The sequence below is a fragment of the Parabacteroides hominis genome, from assembly GCF_014287585.1.
In the GTDB taxonomy this organism is placed as follows: domain Bacteria; phylum Bacteroidota; class Bacteroidia; order Bacteroidales; family Tannerellaceae; genus Parabacteroides; species Parabacteroides hominis.
Window position 1 is genome coordinate 35597 of record NZ_JACOOJ010000005.1, and the last position, 16700, is coordinate 52296.

The following is a 16700-nucleotide window of genomic DNA, read 5'->3' on the forward strand; positions in this document are numbered from 1 at the left end:
CCGTACATTTGCCGCATAAAAAGAGTAAAGATGCTAAGTAAGGGGAAAGTTAAATACATCCATTCGTTAGAAATGAAGAAATACCGGAACGAACTGAATGCATTCGTTGCCGAAGGGAACAAACTGGTTGCCGACATGATGTTTGCTTTCGAATGCGAACTGGTTCTCGCCAAACCATCCTGGATGGCGATGCAGGGGAACATTCCGGCGAAAGAACTGTTGGAAGCGGAAGACGAGGATATCCGCAAAGCCAGTTTCCTGAAAAACCCGCAAGATGTACTTGCCGTATTCAAACGTCCGGACTGGTCGCTCGACGAAGCCGATCCTTCTTCCTCGCTCGTTTTAGCATTGGACGGCATACAGGACCCTGGAAATCTCGGAACCATCATACGGCTTGCCGACTGGTTCGGCATCGAACATATCGTTTGCAGCCCCGACACCGCGGATGTCTTCAGCCCGAAGACCGTGCAGGCCACAATGGGCGCACTGGCGCACGTAAAAGTCCATTATACGGAATTGGAAGACTACCTGAAAGCACAAGCGGCAAAGCAGGTTCCGTTGTTCGGCACATTCCTCGACGGAGAAAATATGTACACGAAGGAATTATCGGCAAACGGAATTATCGTGATGGGGAACGAAGGGAACGGAATACGCCCGCAAATAGAAGAACTGATCGACCGGAAACTCTACATTCCGAGTTTTCCACCCGAAAGAGAGACTTCAGAGTCTTTGAATGTAGCCATCGCTACGGCTGTCATCTGCGCCGAATTTCGCCGTCGCCAGGGAAATGCCGCCCAATAACAGCAAACAAGCCGTTTCGCCGATCGCAGCCGCTTGCGGAAGCCCCAACTCCCGACAAGCATCGAAGCCGGGTTCCTTCTGCCTGAAAAGTTTGTCCCATCGCCACGGGATTTTTATTTCACCGACCGGAAACGCCTCTCCGACTTTACCGACCGGGAAAAGGATGCCGTCGTAGAACTCGGTCCCGGCGATCTCGCCTTCCAGCGGATAGACACCGGCCAAGCGCCCTTCGTCGTCCAGCTCGACGTAATGCATCCGAAGAAGTCCGTTCCAATAAACATAATGAGAAGCGACCCTGCGCATATCGATCTATTTCTCCTCCTGTTTCTGTACGGCTGACGAATCTTTCGCCATATCGGTCAGACGACCGTAATTATATTTCATGAGGTTCAGGCTGTCCAGATAAACCTTGTAGTAAGAGGAGTCGGCATTGTTCATAAAGATATACCCATACACGCGTTTGATCTGCTTGGTCGGAACCGTCTTCAAAACGGTTTCGTGATAGCCATCGCGAAGCACCTTGTCATTGACAGTCACGATCGTATCGCCCTGGTCGGCGCTTATGCGTATTTCCGGTTTATAGGTCATTCCCTTGTTGATGCCCCAGACATTCATGCCTAATACAAACGAGCTGCCGGACGAATAGTTCGTTTCCGGTTTGATATCGAACGTCACACCGTTAAACAAAGCATCGGGCTCCAGCCTTAAAGAGGTACGGCGAGGCCAGATATCCACCGAATCCTGTTTGGAAACTGGTGCTGCCGAAGCCTGCACATCGCCCAACGCTTTCTGCCGTTTATTCAAATCGGCCAGCACGCGGTCATACACCTTCATATAAATATCCAGATGCCGTCCATACCAAACGAGCGAACTGTCGTACTCGGCCTGTGTGATATCGTATTTGCGGAAGATGGACTGATATAAAGCCTCCTTATGGGCATTATCGGGAAACGCCTTGCTGTCCAGGCTAATCATGGCTTCCGCCAATTGCATATCCACCTGTACAGCTTGCATTTTCTTTTCCGAAAGAATGCCATCCGGTACTTTGCTACAGGCAACCAGCAAGGTTCCCAACAGCAAAACGACACTATATCTATGCAGTCTGTTCCGCATTAATTCTTTTATTTTTCTTTTGAGAGACTTGTCGACAATGTGTGACGGTAGAACAGCAACAACAAAAAGACACCTACGCAGATCGCCGAGTCGGCCAAGTTAAAGATCGGACGGAAAAAGATAAACTCTTCTCCTCCCCACACCGGGAGCCAGTCGGGCAACACCGTCTGTATCAACGGAAAATAGAACATATCGACCACCTTCCCGTGCAACCAGCCGGCATAGCCGCCACCTTCCGGCATAAACGAGGCAACCTGTCCGAAGCTATGATCGAACACCACCCCATAGAATATGGAGTCGATGATATTCCCGATAGCCCCCGCAAAGATCAACGAGATACAGGCGATAAAGCCAAAGGTGTAATTCTGTTTCACCAGCTTATACAGGTAATAACCGATAAAACCGACAGCGATAATACGGAATACCGACAAAAATAGTTTACCGATCACTTCTATCCCGAAAGCCATTCCCGGATTCTCGGTGAAGTACAGATAAAACCACGGAGTGATTTCAATGCTCTCATGCAGTTGCATGTGAGTTTTAATCCATATTTTAAGAGCCTGGTCAAGAATAAGGAGCAGCATCACAATCAACGCTGCTCCCCAACCTTTGGAATATCTCATTTACTTGGCACCTCCCTGTTTAGCTTCGATACTCAACGTAGCGTGAGGCACAGCACGTAATCTTTCTTTCGGGATCAATTTACCGGTTTCGCGGCAAATACCGTACGTTTTATTCTCAATCCGGATCAATGCTGCCTGCAAGTTCTGGATAAACTTCATCTGACGCTGTGCCAAACGGCCAGCCTCTTCCTTTGATAAAGTCGCAGCGCCTTCCTCCAATACTTTAAACGTAGGAGACGTATCAGCAACATCATTGCCGTCAGAATTCGTGACACCGGATCTCAACAGGTCATAATCTTTTTTTGCTTTCTCCAGCTTTTCCAATATTATGGCGCGGAACTCCTCGAGTTCGGCATCCGAATATCTTGTCTTTTCTGCCATGGTTCATTTAAATTAATAATTAACAATTAAGAATGATTAATGAATAATGAATAATTCAACAATGAGAAAGATTCCTCCTCTCTCTTGCCCACAAATATAAGCAATTCTTCCATTGTTCATTATTAATTATTCATTATTCATTGAATATTTACGCTTTTTCAATTCGGACCGAAAGCTTGAAGTCTTCGAAATCCAACTCGGTCGCATCGCTGATCACATCCGTAATTTCCACTGATACAGCCAACACCTGGTTTGCGATATACGAATTGAAGTCTTTGATCGCTTCATCTATCACATCGTTCGAAAGGACGGTGACGGATATCTTATCGGTGATGTCATAGCCGCTGCTCTTACGCAGGTTCTGGATACGGTTTACCAACTCACGCGCCAGCCCTTCCTTGCGGAGGTTTTCTGTCACGGTGATATCCAGCGCCACTGTCAGGCGGCCTTCGTTCGCAACCAGCCAGCCCGGTATGTCTTCGGAAATGATCTCGACGTCTGCACGTTCGATCACCGCCTCCTGTCCTTCGACGGCCAGCGTGAACGTTCCGGCTTTTTCGAACGCATTGATTTCGTCCTGGCTCATCGTCTGGATAGCGGCGGCCAATGCCTTCATGATCTTGCCGTAACGCGGGCCTAACTTCTTGAAGTCCGGCTTGATCTTCTTCACTAAAATACCGGCAGTGTTATCGACAAACTTCAGTTCCTTCACATTGACCTCGTTCAGGATCAGTGCTTTCACAGCTTCGATGCTTTCCTGCTGATGGGCATCCACAACCGGGACCATGATGGTTTGCAGCGGCTGGCGAACCTTGATATTCACCTTGCGGCGCAAAGCCAGCACCATAGAGGACACATCCTGTGCCATCTGCATACGTTCTTCCAGATTCTTGTCGATCAGTGCCTCGTTGCAAACCGGGAATTCGGACAGGTGGACAGATTCAACCTTTTCACGTCCGGTAGCAGCGATCAGGTCGCAGAACAACCGGTCTGCATAGAACGGCGCGATCGGAGCCATCAACTTGGCGACCGTTTCCAGACAGGTGTACAAAGTCTGGTAAGCGGACAACTTGTCGGTCGTCATGCCTCCACCCCAGAAACGGCGGCGGTTCAGACGCACGTACCAGTTACTCAGATTGTCGTTTACGAAATCGGAGATCGCACGTCCGGCACGGGTCGGTTCGTATGCATCCAGGAATCCATCCACATCCTTCACCAGCGAATTCAGCAACGACAGAATCCAACGGTCGATTTCGGGACGTTCTTTCCAGTCTACATCCGGTTCGGAATAATCGAAACCGTCCACATTCGCATACAAGGCGAAGAACGAATATGTATTATATAATGTACCGAAGAACTTGCGGCGAACTTCTTCGATACCGTCGATATCAAACTTGATGTTATCCCACGGAGAGGCATTCGTAATCATGTACCAGCGCAAAGGATCGGAACCATACTGTTCGATCGTGGCGAACGGATCGACGGCGTTTCCCAAGCGTTTGGACATCTTGTTGCCATTCTTGTCCAGCACCAGGCCGTTTGAAACGACTGCTTTATACGACACGCTGTCGAATACCATCGTAGCTATCGCATGCAAAGTGAAGAACCATCCGCGTGTCTGGTCAACGCCTTCGGCTATGAAGTCGGCCGGATAAACCTTGCGGTCGTCGAAAAGTTCCTTGTTCTCGAACGGATAATGAATCTGCGCATAAGGCATCGCACCTGAATCGAACCATACATCGATCAGGTCGGTCTCGCGCTTCATCGGCTTACCGCTTTCGGAAACCAAGATCACATCATCCACATACGGACGGTGCAGGTCGATCTTTTCGTAGTTTTCCTTCGTATATTCGCCCGGCTGGAATTTCAGTTCCTTGTAGGGGTTGGACTCCATCAGCCCGGCTTTTACGGATTTCTCTATTTCATTGTACAGTTCTTCAACCGAACCGATACATATTTCTTCCGCCCCGTCTTCGGTACGCCAGATCGGGAGCGGCGTTCCCCAGTAACGGCTACGGCTCAGGTTCCAGTCCTGCAGGTTTTCCAACCATTTGCCGAAACGTCCCGTACCGGTGCTCTGCGGTTTCCAGTTGATCGTATTGTTCAGTTCGATCATCCGTTCGCGGCAAGCAGTCGTGCGGATAAACCAGCTATCCAGCGGATAATACAGCACCGGCTTGTCCGTGCGCCAGCAGTGCGGATAGTTGTGTACCTGCTTTTCGATGCGGAACACACGGTTTTGCGCTTTCAGCATCATACAGATTTCGATATCCAGCGTTTCGTCTTTTTCACCTTTTGTCGCATCGTAAGCATTCTTCACGAACTTGCCCTGCCACGGGTCGTAGTCGGCTGCATTCATGTGAGCTTGCACATATTCCGGATCGAGGTCTTCCAACAGATAGAACTTACCTGTCATATCGACCATAGGACGGCGGTTCCCGTCTTTGTCGACCATCATCAACGGTGGTATGCCGCTTGCTTTTGCCACACGGTCGTCATCTGCACCGAAAGTCGGAGCGATATGTACGATACCCGTACCATCTTCAACCGTCACATAGTCGCCGGTGATTACCCGGAAAGCGCCTTCGCCCGGATTGACCCACGGGATCAGCTGCTCGTAGTGCATGCCAGCCAGTTCCGGGCCTTTCCATTCGCCGACCACTTTGAACGGAACCAACTTGTCGCCCGGTTTATAATCGGTCAGAGCCAGGTCGGCAGCTTTCGGATTGAAATACACATTCAACAAGTCCTTAGCCAAAACAGCCGTCATCGGCATGCCTGTGTACGCGTTGTACGTCTGTACGGCCACGTATGTAAAATTCGGGCCTACGCAAAGAGCCGTGTTGGAAGGCAATGTCCACGGAGTAGTCGTCCATGCCAGGAAGAACGGTTCGCCGAATCCGGACATTTCCGGTTTCGGATCGAGAATACGGAACTGAGCCGTACAAGTCGTATCCTTCACGTCGCGATAACAACCCGGCTGGTTCAACTCGTGCGAGCTAAGACCTGTTCCGGCTGCCGGCGAATAGGGTTGGATAGTGTAGCCTTTGTACAGCAAACCTTTCTTATATAATTCTTTCAGCAGATGCCACAATGTTTCGATATAACGGTTGTCGTAAGTGATATACGGGTTTTCCATATCCACCCAATAGCCCATCTTCTGCGTCAGGTCTTCCCATTCTTTCGTGAACTTCATCACGTCGCGGCGACAGGCTGCATTATATTCGGCCACAGAGATCTTTTTGCCGATATCTTCTTTGGTTATGCCCAATGATTTTTCGACTCCCAGCTCGACCGGCAATCCGTGCGTATCCCATCCTGCCTTACGGTTGACGAGATATCCTTTCATGGTCTTATAACGGCAGAAAATATCCTTAATCGAACGGGCAATCACATGGTGAATACCGGGCATACCGTTTGCTGAAGGAGGACCTTCATAAAATACAAACGAGGGATGTCCTTCGCGGATTTCAAGACTCTTATGGAAGATGTCGCCATCCTGCCATTTCTTCAGCACCTCTTTATTGACGTTCGACAAGTCAAGTTTCGAGTATTCGGCAAATTTCTTACTCATATGCGTTATATTTATCTATCTTCTCAAAAATTGCCGCAAAGGTAGTGATTTAATTCGAATTAGGCAATATGGAAACAGCAAGGCCTCAAATCTCTCCGGACGTATTTCCCAGTGCCATCAATAAAGCCACCACTTCCGAATAATTCTTCCGGCCGGAGGGGATGTTGTTTCCTTTCAGGAACCAGTTGTAAGCCCAACCTTGTACTTCACCGATAAGCGGGCTGTACAAATCCTGCCAGTAAGCGACTTTCCGGTTGTAAAGATCTTTTACTTCGGGGGAGATCGTTTCTTTCCATCGGTTAAATTCTCCTTCCGGCAAAAGTTGATATGCATTGCTCAGCACATAAGGCAACAAAGCGAAGTAAGCTGAAAAACGGATTTCCGGCACTTCCGAGCGGGAACAGACCAGAAAGCCGTACAAATTCGCTTCCGCCTCGCTGGATATTCCTAACACATGCGCCATTTCGTGTGCATAAGTAAACGGATACTGGACAGGCAACAATTCGGGATTCAAGTTATATTCGGTAAAGAACGGCCCCATATACCCCAAAACGCCCACACTGCTCATCAGCGAAGGGAGCAGCATCGGCTTCGGATGCAGATACCCGGCAGGAGCAACCAGTCCGAATCTTCCGGCAATTTCCTTGTAACCCTTTTCGGATTCCTCCGCTACAACCGCTCTATCGATCTCCTCTACCGGGACAAAAGATGCATTCAGAGAATCCGTGTAAGCAGACAGGAAAGAGCGGAACGCCTCAGCCGAATAAGCCGCATATGGGAGCTGTGTCCGGGTAAAGAAATCCTGCCGGAAATAATTCATTCCCCATGCCACATAAAACCAGACATACACCCACAACAGATATTCGACCGTCCGCCCCACTAACGTCTTCCACGAACATTTGCCGGCAACAGCACAGACCACATAAACAAGCAAACCGCCAATACTGCCATATATCAGGCAATCGCCCACCGAAAAAGGGAAAAGAGATGAGAAACGGGACAGGGCAGCCGATATATACGGATATACGTTCCGGGCATACGCTTCTTCGGCTTCCGGCGAACGCATGGCGAACCAGATAGCGATTAAAAGGAGAGACAAAACTGTCCAACGTATGTATTTCAATTTGAAATGCGACATTGCGATAAGGGGCGAGTAAACCTCGCCCCCACGGTATGTTTTACGATATGTTTTTATTCAATAACTTCCTTACTTCCGTTTCCGACAGATTCCGGCGACGGGCGTAGTCCTTCATCTGCTCCACGTCGATATTACCGATCATGAAGTATTGGGATTCAGGGTGAGCGATATAAATACCGCTAACCGTCGCTGTCGGGTACATCGCGCCGTTTTCCGTCAACCGGACGCCGATCTGTGACATATCCAACAATTTATCCAACGTATAGTTCAAAAGCTGGTCCGGCAATGAAGGATAGCCGACAGCCGGACGTATTCCCTGATATTTCACTTTGTACAGGTCGGAGATGGAAAGCGATTCATCCGGAGCATATCCCCAATATTCCTTACGGACTTTTTCATGGAGATATTCGGCGATAGCCTCGGCCAGACGGTCGGTCAGGGTTTGCAGCAACATGGAATTATAGGTGTCTCCCTCCTGCTCGAACCGTTCTTTCAGAGATTCGGCACCGACACCAGCCGTCACCACGAAAGCGCCGACATAATCCGTACGCCCTTCCGATACCGGCATCACATAATCGGCCAGCGACTTATAGATGCCCTCCTCTTTCTTCACCTGTTGGCGCAAAACAGGAAGCAAGACTTCTCCTATCCGGATATTATCCCCGTCGCTGTTTGCCGGGAAGAAACCATAAACCGCCTTGCAATACTCGGCTTTCGTCTCGACCAGACGATCCAGCAACTTGACAGCATCCTTATATAACTGCATGGCCTCCGACGCCTTCGCCCGGTCCGCTTCCGGGAACTCGGCCAGCCAGGCGGCGCGACAGGCGTCGCAGCCGTGGATTTGCGCAATTTCCGAGAAACGCCCGTTCAGTTTCCAAGCGCTGAAGAAGAAGGTCCAATGGATATATGGGATTATTTCTTCTAAAGGAATATAAGGAATCACCTGCACCCCGTTCCGGGCCGGGACGACCGGACTATAAGAAGCCCAATCGATCTCCGGACGATTCATCCGGGCTTCCGCCAACGGGACCAGTATCTCTTTTTTCTTATTCATGGAGGCACGCAAAGCCTCATACTCGCTGTTCAGCTGGGCAATATAAGCATCCCGCGTATCCGGGTTCAATAGTTTGGCCGCAATCAGCGGGTTTTGCGAAGCATCCAGCACATGAATGACAGGATAGTCATAATGAGGAGCGATTTTAATGGCCGTATGCAACTTCGAAGTCGTGGCGCCGCCCACCATTATGGGAATACCCAGGCCGGCTTTCTGCATCTCGTCCGTCACATGCACCATCTCTTCGAGCGAAGGCGTGATCAGACCGGAAAGACAGACCAGATCGGGCTTTTCCTCCATTGCCTTTTTTACGATCACGTCCGCCGGGACCATCACCCCCAAATCGATCACCTCATAGTTGTTGCAAGCCAGGACGATCGAAACAATATTCTTTCCGATGTCATGCACATCGCCTTTCACGGTCGCAAACAGGACCTTCCCCGCCTTAGCAGAATCGGAAGAGACCTTTTCCGCCTCGATCGCCGGTTGCAGGATGGCAACGGCTTTTTTCATCGTACGGGCAGTCTTGACAACCTGTGGCAGGAACATTTTTCCGGCGCCGAACAATTCGCCTACCTTATTCATTCCACTCATCAACGGTCCGTCGATAATATCCACCGCACGCGGATATTCCTTCAAGGCTTCCTTTAAATCTTCTTCCAAATGATCGCCGACCCCTTTTATCAGAGCGTTTTCCAAACGCTCTTCCAGTGGACAGTGGACAGTGGGAAGTGGAGAGTTATCGGAGTCGTTCTTCTTCACTTTCAACTCTCCACTTTCAACTGTCCACTGAATAAGTTCTTCCGCAGCCTCCGGACGACGCGCTAAAATGACGTCTTCCAACAACGTACGGAAAGAAGGTTCGATATCTTCATAGAGTACGGACGACGACGGATTCACGATCCCCATATCCATGCCTTTCTGAATCGCATGATACAGGAATACGGAATGCATAGCCTCCCGCACGTAATTATTTCCACGGAAAGAGAAGGAAAGATTGCTGACACCGCCGCTCACCTTCGCGCCCGGCAGGTTCTTCTTGATCCATTCCACGGCACGGATAAAGTCGAGGCCGTACCCGTTATGCTCTTCCATACCGGTAGCGATAGCCAGCACATTCGGATCGAAAATAATCCCGTTCGGATCGAAATCCACTTTCTCACGAAGGAGGCGGTAAGCACGTCCGCAGACCTCGATCTTCCGTTCGAACGTGTCGGCCTGTCCTTTTTCATCAAAAGCCATTACGACCGTAGCCGCTCCCAACTGTTTGATACGGGCTGCATGTTGCAGGAATACCTCTTCACCTTCTTTCAAAGAAATCGAATTCACGATGCTTTTACCCTGCACGCACATCAAACCTTTTTCGATCACCTCCCATTTCGAAGAGTCGATCATCACGGGAACACGGGAAATATCGGGTTCGGAAGCGATCAGGTTCAGGAAAGTCGTCATCTCCTTCACGGCATCCAGCATTCCGTCGTCCATATTGATATCGATCACCTGCGCACCGTCTTCCACTTGCTTGCGGGCAATCGTCAAAGCCTCTTCATAATTCTCCTCCTTGATCAGGCGCAAGAACTTACGTGAACCGGCCACATTGCACCGTTCGCCGACATTCACGAAATTATTCTCCGGCTTTATTTCGAGCAATTCCAACCCGGACAACCAAAGACAGTCAGGCTTCGAAGCCGGTACATGCGGCTTGGCCCCTTTTACCAGTTCAGGATATTTGGCGATATGGGCCGGCGTCGTACCGCAACAGCCTCCCAAGATATTCACCAGCCCTTCGTCGATAAAAGGTTTTACATGAACAGCCATCTTTTCCGGCGTCTCGTCATAGGAGCCGAAGCTGTTCGGCAGGCCTGCATTCGGATAAGCGCTTATATAATAAGGAGCATGTTTTGCCAGTTCAGCCAGGTAAGGTTTCATATCGGTAGCGCCGAAAGAGCAGTTCAGGCCGACACTGACAATATTAGTATGTTGCACGGAAGCCAAAAACGCAAGCAACGTCTGTCCGGAAAACGTACGTCCCCCCTGGGCAGACAACGTCAGAGAAAGCATAATCGGCAAATCCTTGCATTTTTCCTTCAGCACGGTCTCGGCGGCTTCCAGTCCGGCTTTCACATTCAGCGTGTCGAAAGTCGTTTCAAACAGGACGATATCCACGCCTCCGTCTACCAAGGCGTCCACCTGTTCCTTATAGGCGTCATACAAATCCATGTAGGTGACAGCCCGGTAAGCCGGATCGCTCACGTCGGGACTCATCGAGGCCGTCTTATTGGTCGGACCGACGGAACCGGCAACAAAGATCGTGCGATCCGGATGTTCCGCCATAAAGCCGTCAGCCACCTCGCGCGCCAACTTCCCGGCAGCTAAGTTGATATTCCGTACCTGCCCCTGCATGCCGTAATCTTCCATCGAGATGGCGTTTGCATTGAAGGTGTTGGTAGCAAAGATATCGGCACCGGCATCCAGATACTGTCGGTGGATCGATTTGATCACATCCGGCCGGGTGATACACAACAGATCGTTATTACCTTTCAGGTCGCTCGCCCAATCGGCAAACTGTTCTCCGCGATAGTCCTTCTCGGTCAGATTAAATCCCTGGACCATCGTACCCATTCCTCCGTCCAGAATCAAAATGCGTTCTTTCAGGGCATTCAAAAATATCTCTTTATCCATATAAAGGTTCGTTACCGTTTAAATGCACGATCCATCTCCCGGCGGTCGTCCCGTTCCTTGATAGAATCGCGTTTGTCATATTCTTTCTTACCTTTGGCGATAGCGACAACGACTTTGGCCAGTCCCTTGTCATTAATAAAAAGGCGTGTCGGAATAATGGTAAAGCCATTATTGCGGGCAGCCGTTTCAATCTTCCGTAATTCCTTTTTAGTCAGTAGCAACTTGCGGTCACGGCGGGCCGTATGGTTATTGTATGTCCCGTAGAAATATTCGGCCACATACATATTTTTCACCCACAATTCGCCCTTCTCCACAATGCAGAACGTGTCGACCAGGCTCGCTTTTCCCAGGCGGATCGATTTGATCTCCGTACCGGTCAGCACGATCCCTGCCGTAAACGTGTCGAGCAGCTCATAATCGAAAGTCGCCCGCTTGTTCTTTATCTGTATATTATTACTAATCTTCTCTTTCATCTTATTCTTCTATCAAAAACGCAAACCGGGCATCAGCATGGAAAGGATGATCTCGATCAGCCAGGGCGTCGCCAAAATCAGACCGGTCGCAGTCCCGACAAATTTTAGCCGGATCTTCTCCTCCACCTGCATATAAGGGCCTGCCCCTTCCCATACGATATAAAACGTATATAAAACGAATATACGCAAAAAGAAAAACTCCGGGAGCAGCATCAACACAATATTCAATGCAAACATCAACGAAGACGAATAGCCGACAAAGCGTTGGCACAGCTTCATGTCCTTCTCCCGTTTGAACCATCCCTGCCAAAGTTCGTTCAGCAAATAGGAAGCCAGGTAAAAACCGCCGAACGAAGCGACCAATGTCCGGATAGACGACTTCAGCGCCAGTTCGACATCAAACTCTTTCCGTGTGAACAGCACGCCTAAAAAAGCCGCTACCGTAACGAATCCGATCAGGGGATAGACAAACCGGGATAAAAACTCATCGTCATTTTCTTCCTTTCTCGTCAGAATATCCCACGCCTTTGCCGGCTGGGAGATGATGGCTACGACCAATTTAAATATCTCTTTATACATATTTTCAATACGCTCGTTTGCTATTTATCGTTTATTTGTCTTTTCCAGACAGGTCTATTGTAAACACGTCGGAGGAACTTTTCCATACAATAGAAAAAGAATCCTTTCCAAATGCAGAAGCATAATTAATCCGGAATTTCAACTCGTCTAAATTGTTCTTTTCAGCATCTTTCACCAAATCTTCGATGTTGAACGCACAAGGAATAATCATCGACTGGCCTTTTGTCGTGTCCGACTCTATCATGATCGTGCGGAGATAAAGGCTATAAATCTTATCGTCTCCCAATAATTTATCCGGATTATAAGATAAAGAGAAACTATCCACCTGGTTTGCCGGGTGATTGCTCATCTCCGTGAACAGGAACAAATTGCCTCTGATATAAGCGGAACGCGCCTGGAGGGAAGAAAGCAGCAGTTCATTCTTTTCAACGACGGAAGTATCGGTCAACGTATTGAAAAAGTTCCATCGATTGACCTCCGAAATCGTATTCTCATAGATAACAGCTTCGATATAACTGGTATCCGTTCCTGCCCCCATATTGTTTGCAGTCCCGTAATCGATGGAATAATCAAATAAGATACATTCTCCATCTTCTACATTGGCATTTTGGAAATCTTCCGAAGAGACCACAACGTTACCTTTGGTATAAATAGCCTTGCCCGGTCCGTATCCGGTCACCACAACCCCAGCCTGATTTGCCATCGTCAACTGGGTGGCCGGATCTCCCAAACAAGAACTCAACACAACCAAACAAAAGACCCAAACGCCATATAATACTGTTTTTCTCATTTCCATATACAAATTTGAAGTTGTATTTATCTCCCTCTCCTAATGGAGGAAACGCACAAAGGTAAGAAAAAAGGTTTATACGGCAAAAGCTATCCTTTTTGTTTAAGTAAACAAATCAGCGATGCACAGGAGGAAATAAGAAAGAGGGAGAGACGAAATAGACATGCCCCGAAAGTGTTAAAAACGGAATATTTTGCGGAAAGCATAAGCTTTTTTTGTCGAGACACGTTACTTTTTTAGGGCAAACGACTCATTATTTCATACAAAAAATAAAAAGATAGACACCTAAATAAATTCAGTGTCTATCTTCTATCTATTTTTACAGGATATTAATTCGAGGCTTCTTCAATTGAGAATTGAGAAATCTGGGAATATCCCCAAGTCGCGATCTTTGTCGAATCCGAATTAAATGTCAACGGATACTTCATACGATAATTTACAACCTTTTTTCCTGCTGCCGATTCTTTACTTTTCAACATGGAATAGAATTGACCACCTTCAATAGCGATCGGATCTATTGCATTGCTAATAGTAGGAGCTTTTCCTTCTTCCCTTTTTTGAGCACGTATACATAATGTATAAACACGTTCAGTGCCATCCACAGCTTCCGGCTCTTGATCATAGTCCATAGTTATTGTATAATCGTTCTTCTGGTCCGTCAATACAGATGCAAAATTAGGGATAGCAATGATTCTCTTATAATTATTAGAGACCAACAATCCTACATCAGAACCAGATAAAAGCAATTCATTATCCAGCGCCGTTGAATCTAAAGACGAAAAATTCAAATTATATTTAGCTAATGGAGACGATGCCACTCCTGTCGCTACATAAAAACCAGTTGTAGAGATATTCGCATTATCCGGTGAATCATAATCAATCTGAACATTAGCAATTACACAATCTCCAGCACTGTAGGTCGGGTCATTTGCAATTGACGAGATATACAAGGGCAGAGATTGGTTAGGATAACCGACAGGATAAAGCAATGTTTTCATCGTAGAAGAATAATCAACTATTGCAAAGAGATTAGGAATCGTCTGTTGATTACCGCCGCCATCCAAACAAGAGGTTAACGAAAACATGCCTGCAGCTATTGCTGCCAATCCTAAAACTTTAAGTTTCTTCATTTTAATTGTTCTTTAATTTTATATTGTTTATTATTTATTTATTCATGCTCAAAAGCCGAAACGGAAGCCAGCCTGCAAATTCACATTAAACGGTTTCTCGGAACGGATCGTTTCGATATCGCTTCCGTTATCGAAATAATAGCCGGCCCCCACTTCCGCATAAATACTTAAGAAACGGAGCAACGGATAGCTGGCCCCGGCACGGGCATTCACAGACCACATCCATTCTTTCATACGGATATGCTTCTTTTCGTGACGGATTTCATTTTGTTCCACAAATATTTTGGAATTCAGCTTGCCGGCTACATTGATCTCGGTCATGGCGCCTGCCGCTGCATAAAACTGTATACGCTTCCATTCCGCAATCTTATAAGACAAAGAAAGAGGGATTCCGATGAAATGCAGTTTCTGTTTCGTTTCACCATGATATACAGCCCCGGTCTCCCATTCGGAAGAAAGGAATGTATAGTTTAAACCTGACTGGAGGGAAAAACGGTCATTCAAAGAATAACCCACACCCAATCCGACCGAAACCGGTGTCTTATGGCGAATTTTCGTTTTCGGGGACTGGCTATTGAAATACGGGGAATTCAATTGCAACAGCTCCTGATCCGTCATCATCGTATTCTTCAGGGCATAGGCATTTATGGAGTTCGAGGTTCCGGCACTCACGCTACCGCCTCCCATTCCAAAACTCCACCTTTTTGCCGGCGCCTTCTTTTCTTCTTTTTTCACTGGCGTTGCGTCTGCAAGCAAAGAACGTGTTTCGACCACTTCGGCGGCCTCGGAAGAAACTACTGCGACAGTATCATCGTTTTCCGGCGAAAGAGCAACGTCGTCTTCCGTCATATCCGACCGGAATGCAGTAGCGGCGGCAACTTGTGCAACGGCACGTTTTGCCACCCGGTTAACCGGCACGGAAGCAGCAACAGCTATTTCATTTTGAGAAGGTCGGGCCGGAACAGCAGGTGTCGCAGATTCAGACTGTTCAGCCAGTCGGTTCTCCACAACCTCAGTCTCTTTCTGGATCGTTTCGGCTACCGGCAGACGTTCCCGGTCGTGGTTAAAGACATAAACGCCTCCCGTCACAACTAATAAGGAGATAACAGCGGCGGCGGCCCAATAGCGTAAAGTCCGCCGGAAAGGGACAGACTTTTTAACCGGCAGACGGTCGGCTATCGCCTCCCAATCGCCCGGCATCGTATCCGCTTCAAAGTCTTGCAACTTCGAACGGCACAAATCGTCAAATATATCTCTTTCCTTATCCTTCATTTCTTTTTTACTCAATACAATTCATTAATCCTGCGTTGCAATAATTGTTTGGCACGCGTAAACTGCGACCGGGATGTACTCTCCGTTATATTCATCATCTCGCTGATCTCCTTATGCGAATAACCTTCTATCGCGAACAGGTTGAACACCGTCCGAAAACCGGCAGGAAGTTCCTGCACCAGTTTCATCAACTCGACTGCCGACATATCGGAGATGGCTGAACTGTCCGGATGGATCAATTCCGCCGTGTTATCCAGATCGGCAGCCTCACGCAAAACATCCGATTTGCGCAAATACTCCAACGCACAATTGACAAAGATCTTTCGCATCCACCCCTCAAATGACCCAAGTCCCGAATAAGAGTCCATGCCGGTGAAGACTTTTACAAAACCGTCCTGTAACAAATCACGGGCAGTCTCCCTGTCGCTAACATAACGCAGACAAACTCCCATCATTTTACGGGAATACGTTTCGTACAGCTCCTTCTGAGCCAGCCTTTCCCCATTCCTACAACCCTCTATCAGTTGTTTCTCCGTCATTTAGTGTATGCCTTCATGCCCTTTCCAGGGCCGTACATTTATTATGATGTTCAGATTATCCGAAACGCTGCATTCCGGATAAAATATTTTTCTTGAGAACGCACAAAGATACTGTATTCCGGCAAATAATCAGATAAGGAAAGAGAAATTACCTTCTACTTCTTTTTGGCAGGGGTAACGGGGCAACCGGCTCCGTTATCTACCGGGGTCGCTTCCATCCCTATTTTCTTGAAGGCTGAGGCCAACTTCGTTTTGGATGTCTTATCCGCACGATAAGTAACGACTGCCGTGCGGGTGTTCAGATCGCACTTGAGATCGGTCACCCCTTTCTCGAAAGCGATGTTCTTCTCGATCTTCTTGACACAGTTTGCACAATCCATTCCTTCGACAAAGAAGGTTACTGTTTCCTTTTTCTTTTTGGCATCTTGCGCATAGGCCGTAGAAAAAGTAAATACGGCACAGATTAAAGCGACTAATAAACGTTTCATAATATAAATAATTTAATAATGTGACTATTTGAGAACGTGACTATTTGAGAATTTGATTTT

General features: G+C 47.9%; 15 protein-coding genes. 1 reads left to right on the top strand and 14 read right to left on the bottom strand.

The window, feature by feature from the left end; translation table 11 throughout:
- Nucleotides 1–30: 30 nt before the first annotated feature.
- On the top strand, nt 31–801 hold the full coding sequence (locus tag H8S65_RS04120) for an RNA methyltransferase (protein WP_186928695.1): 771 nt from the start codon (nt 31–33) through the stop codon (nt 799–801).
- Here H8S65_RS04120 and H8S65_RS04125 read toward each other — a convergent pair.
- The 14 genes from H8S65_RS04125 to H8S65_RS04190 form a co-directional block, all read right to left on the bottom strand.
- Nucleotides 721–1104, bottom strand: coding sequence for a hypothetical protein (locus H8S65_RS04125; protein WP_186928697.1), 384 nt, complete (start codon nt 1102–1104; stop codon nt 721–723). The genes H8S65_RS04120 and H8S65_RS04125 overlap by 81 nt on opposite strands.
- Before the next feature lie 6 nt (nt 1105–1110).
- On the bottom strand, nt 1111–1914 hold the full coding sequence (locus tag H8S65_RS04130; protein WP_186928699.1) for a DUF4296 domain-containing protein: 804 nt from the start codon (nt 1912–1914) through the stop codon (nt 1111–1113).
- Between the two features lie 8 nt (nt 1915–1922).
- The gene (locus tag H8S65_RS04135; protein WP_186928700.1) at nt 1923–2537 is read right to left on the bottom strand and encodes a lipoprotein signal peptidase; all 615 of its coding nucleotides are present in this window, start codon (nt 2535–2537) and stop codon (nt 1923–1925) included.
- Entirely contained in the window at nt 2538–2918 is a 381-nt protein-coding gene (locus tag H8S65_RS04140) for a TraR/DksA family transcriptional regulator (RefSeq protein ID WP_005641525.1), read from the bottom strand.
- A 148-nt stretch (nt 2919–3066) separates the two neighbouring features.
- Complete coding sequence (gene ileS / locus H8S65_RS04145) at nt 3067–6492, bottom strand: isoleucine--tRNA ligase (RefSeq protein ID WP_186928702.1); 3426 nt, start codon at nt 6490–6492, stop codon at nt 3067–3069.
- Nucleotides 6493–6577: 85 nt separating this feature from the next.
- Nucleotides 6578–7630 (bottom strand): DUF3810 domain-containing protein, encoded by a 1053-nt coding sequence (locus H8S65_RS04150; RefSeq protein ID WP_186928704.1) that lies wholly within the window; start codon nt 7628–7630, stop codon nt 6578–6580.
- Nucleotides 7631–7670: 40 nt separating this feature from the next.
- Nucleotides 7671–11369: a methionine synthase gene (metH, locus tag H8S65_RS04155; protein ID WP_186928706.1), complete on the bottom strand. Its 3699-nt coding sequence runs from the start codon at nt 11367–11369 to the stop codon at nt 7671–7673.
- Nucleotides 11370–11380: 11 nt separating this feature from the next.
- Nucleotides 11381–11842, bottom strand: coding sequence for an SsrA-binding protein (gene smpB, locus H8S65_RS04160; protein ID WP_186928708.1), 462 nt, complete (start codon nt 11840–11842; stop codon nt 11381–11383).
- A 12-nt stretch (nt 11843–11854) separates the two neighbouring features.
- Complete coding sequence (locus H8S65_RS04165; protein WP_186928709.1) at nt 11855–12421, bottom strand: YIP1 family protein; 567 nt, start codon at nt 12419–12421, stop codon at nt 11855–11857.
- Between the two features lie 31 nt (nt 12422–12452).
- Entirely contained in the window at nt 12453–13211 is a 759-nt protein-coding gene (locus tag H8S65_RS04170; RefSeq protein WP_186928710.1) for a BFO_2992 family lipoprotein, read from the bottom strand.
- 329 nt (nt 13212–13540) lie between these two features.
- Nucleotides 13541–14341: a BFO_2992 family lipoprotein gene (locus tag H8S65_RS04175; protein WP_186928712.1), complete on the bottom strand. Its 801-nt coding sequence runs from the start codon at nt 14339–14341 to the stop codon at nt 13541–13543.
- 48 nt (nt 14342–14389) lie between these two features.
- On the bottom strand, nt 14390–15613 hold the full coding sequence (locus tag H8S65_RS04180; protein ID WP_186928714.1) for a porin family protein: 1224 nt from the start codon (nt 15611–15613) through the stop codon (nt 14390–14392).
- Nucleotides 15614–15624: 11 nt separating this feature from the next.
- A complete protein-coding gene (locus H8S65_RS04185; RefSeq protein WP_186928716.1) occupies nt 15625–16152 on the bottom strand; it encodes an RNA polymerase sigma factor in 528 nt (175 codons plus the stop codon).
- A 155-nt stretch (nt 16153–16307) separates the two neighbouring features.
- On the bottom strand, nt 16308–16640 hold the full coding sequence (locus H8S65_RS04190) for a cation transporter (protein ID WP_186928717.1): 333 nt from the start codon (nt 16638–16640) through the stop codon (nt 16308–16310).
- Nucleotides 16641–16700 lie beyond the last annotated feature (60 nt).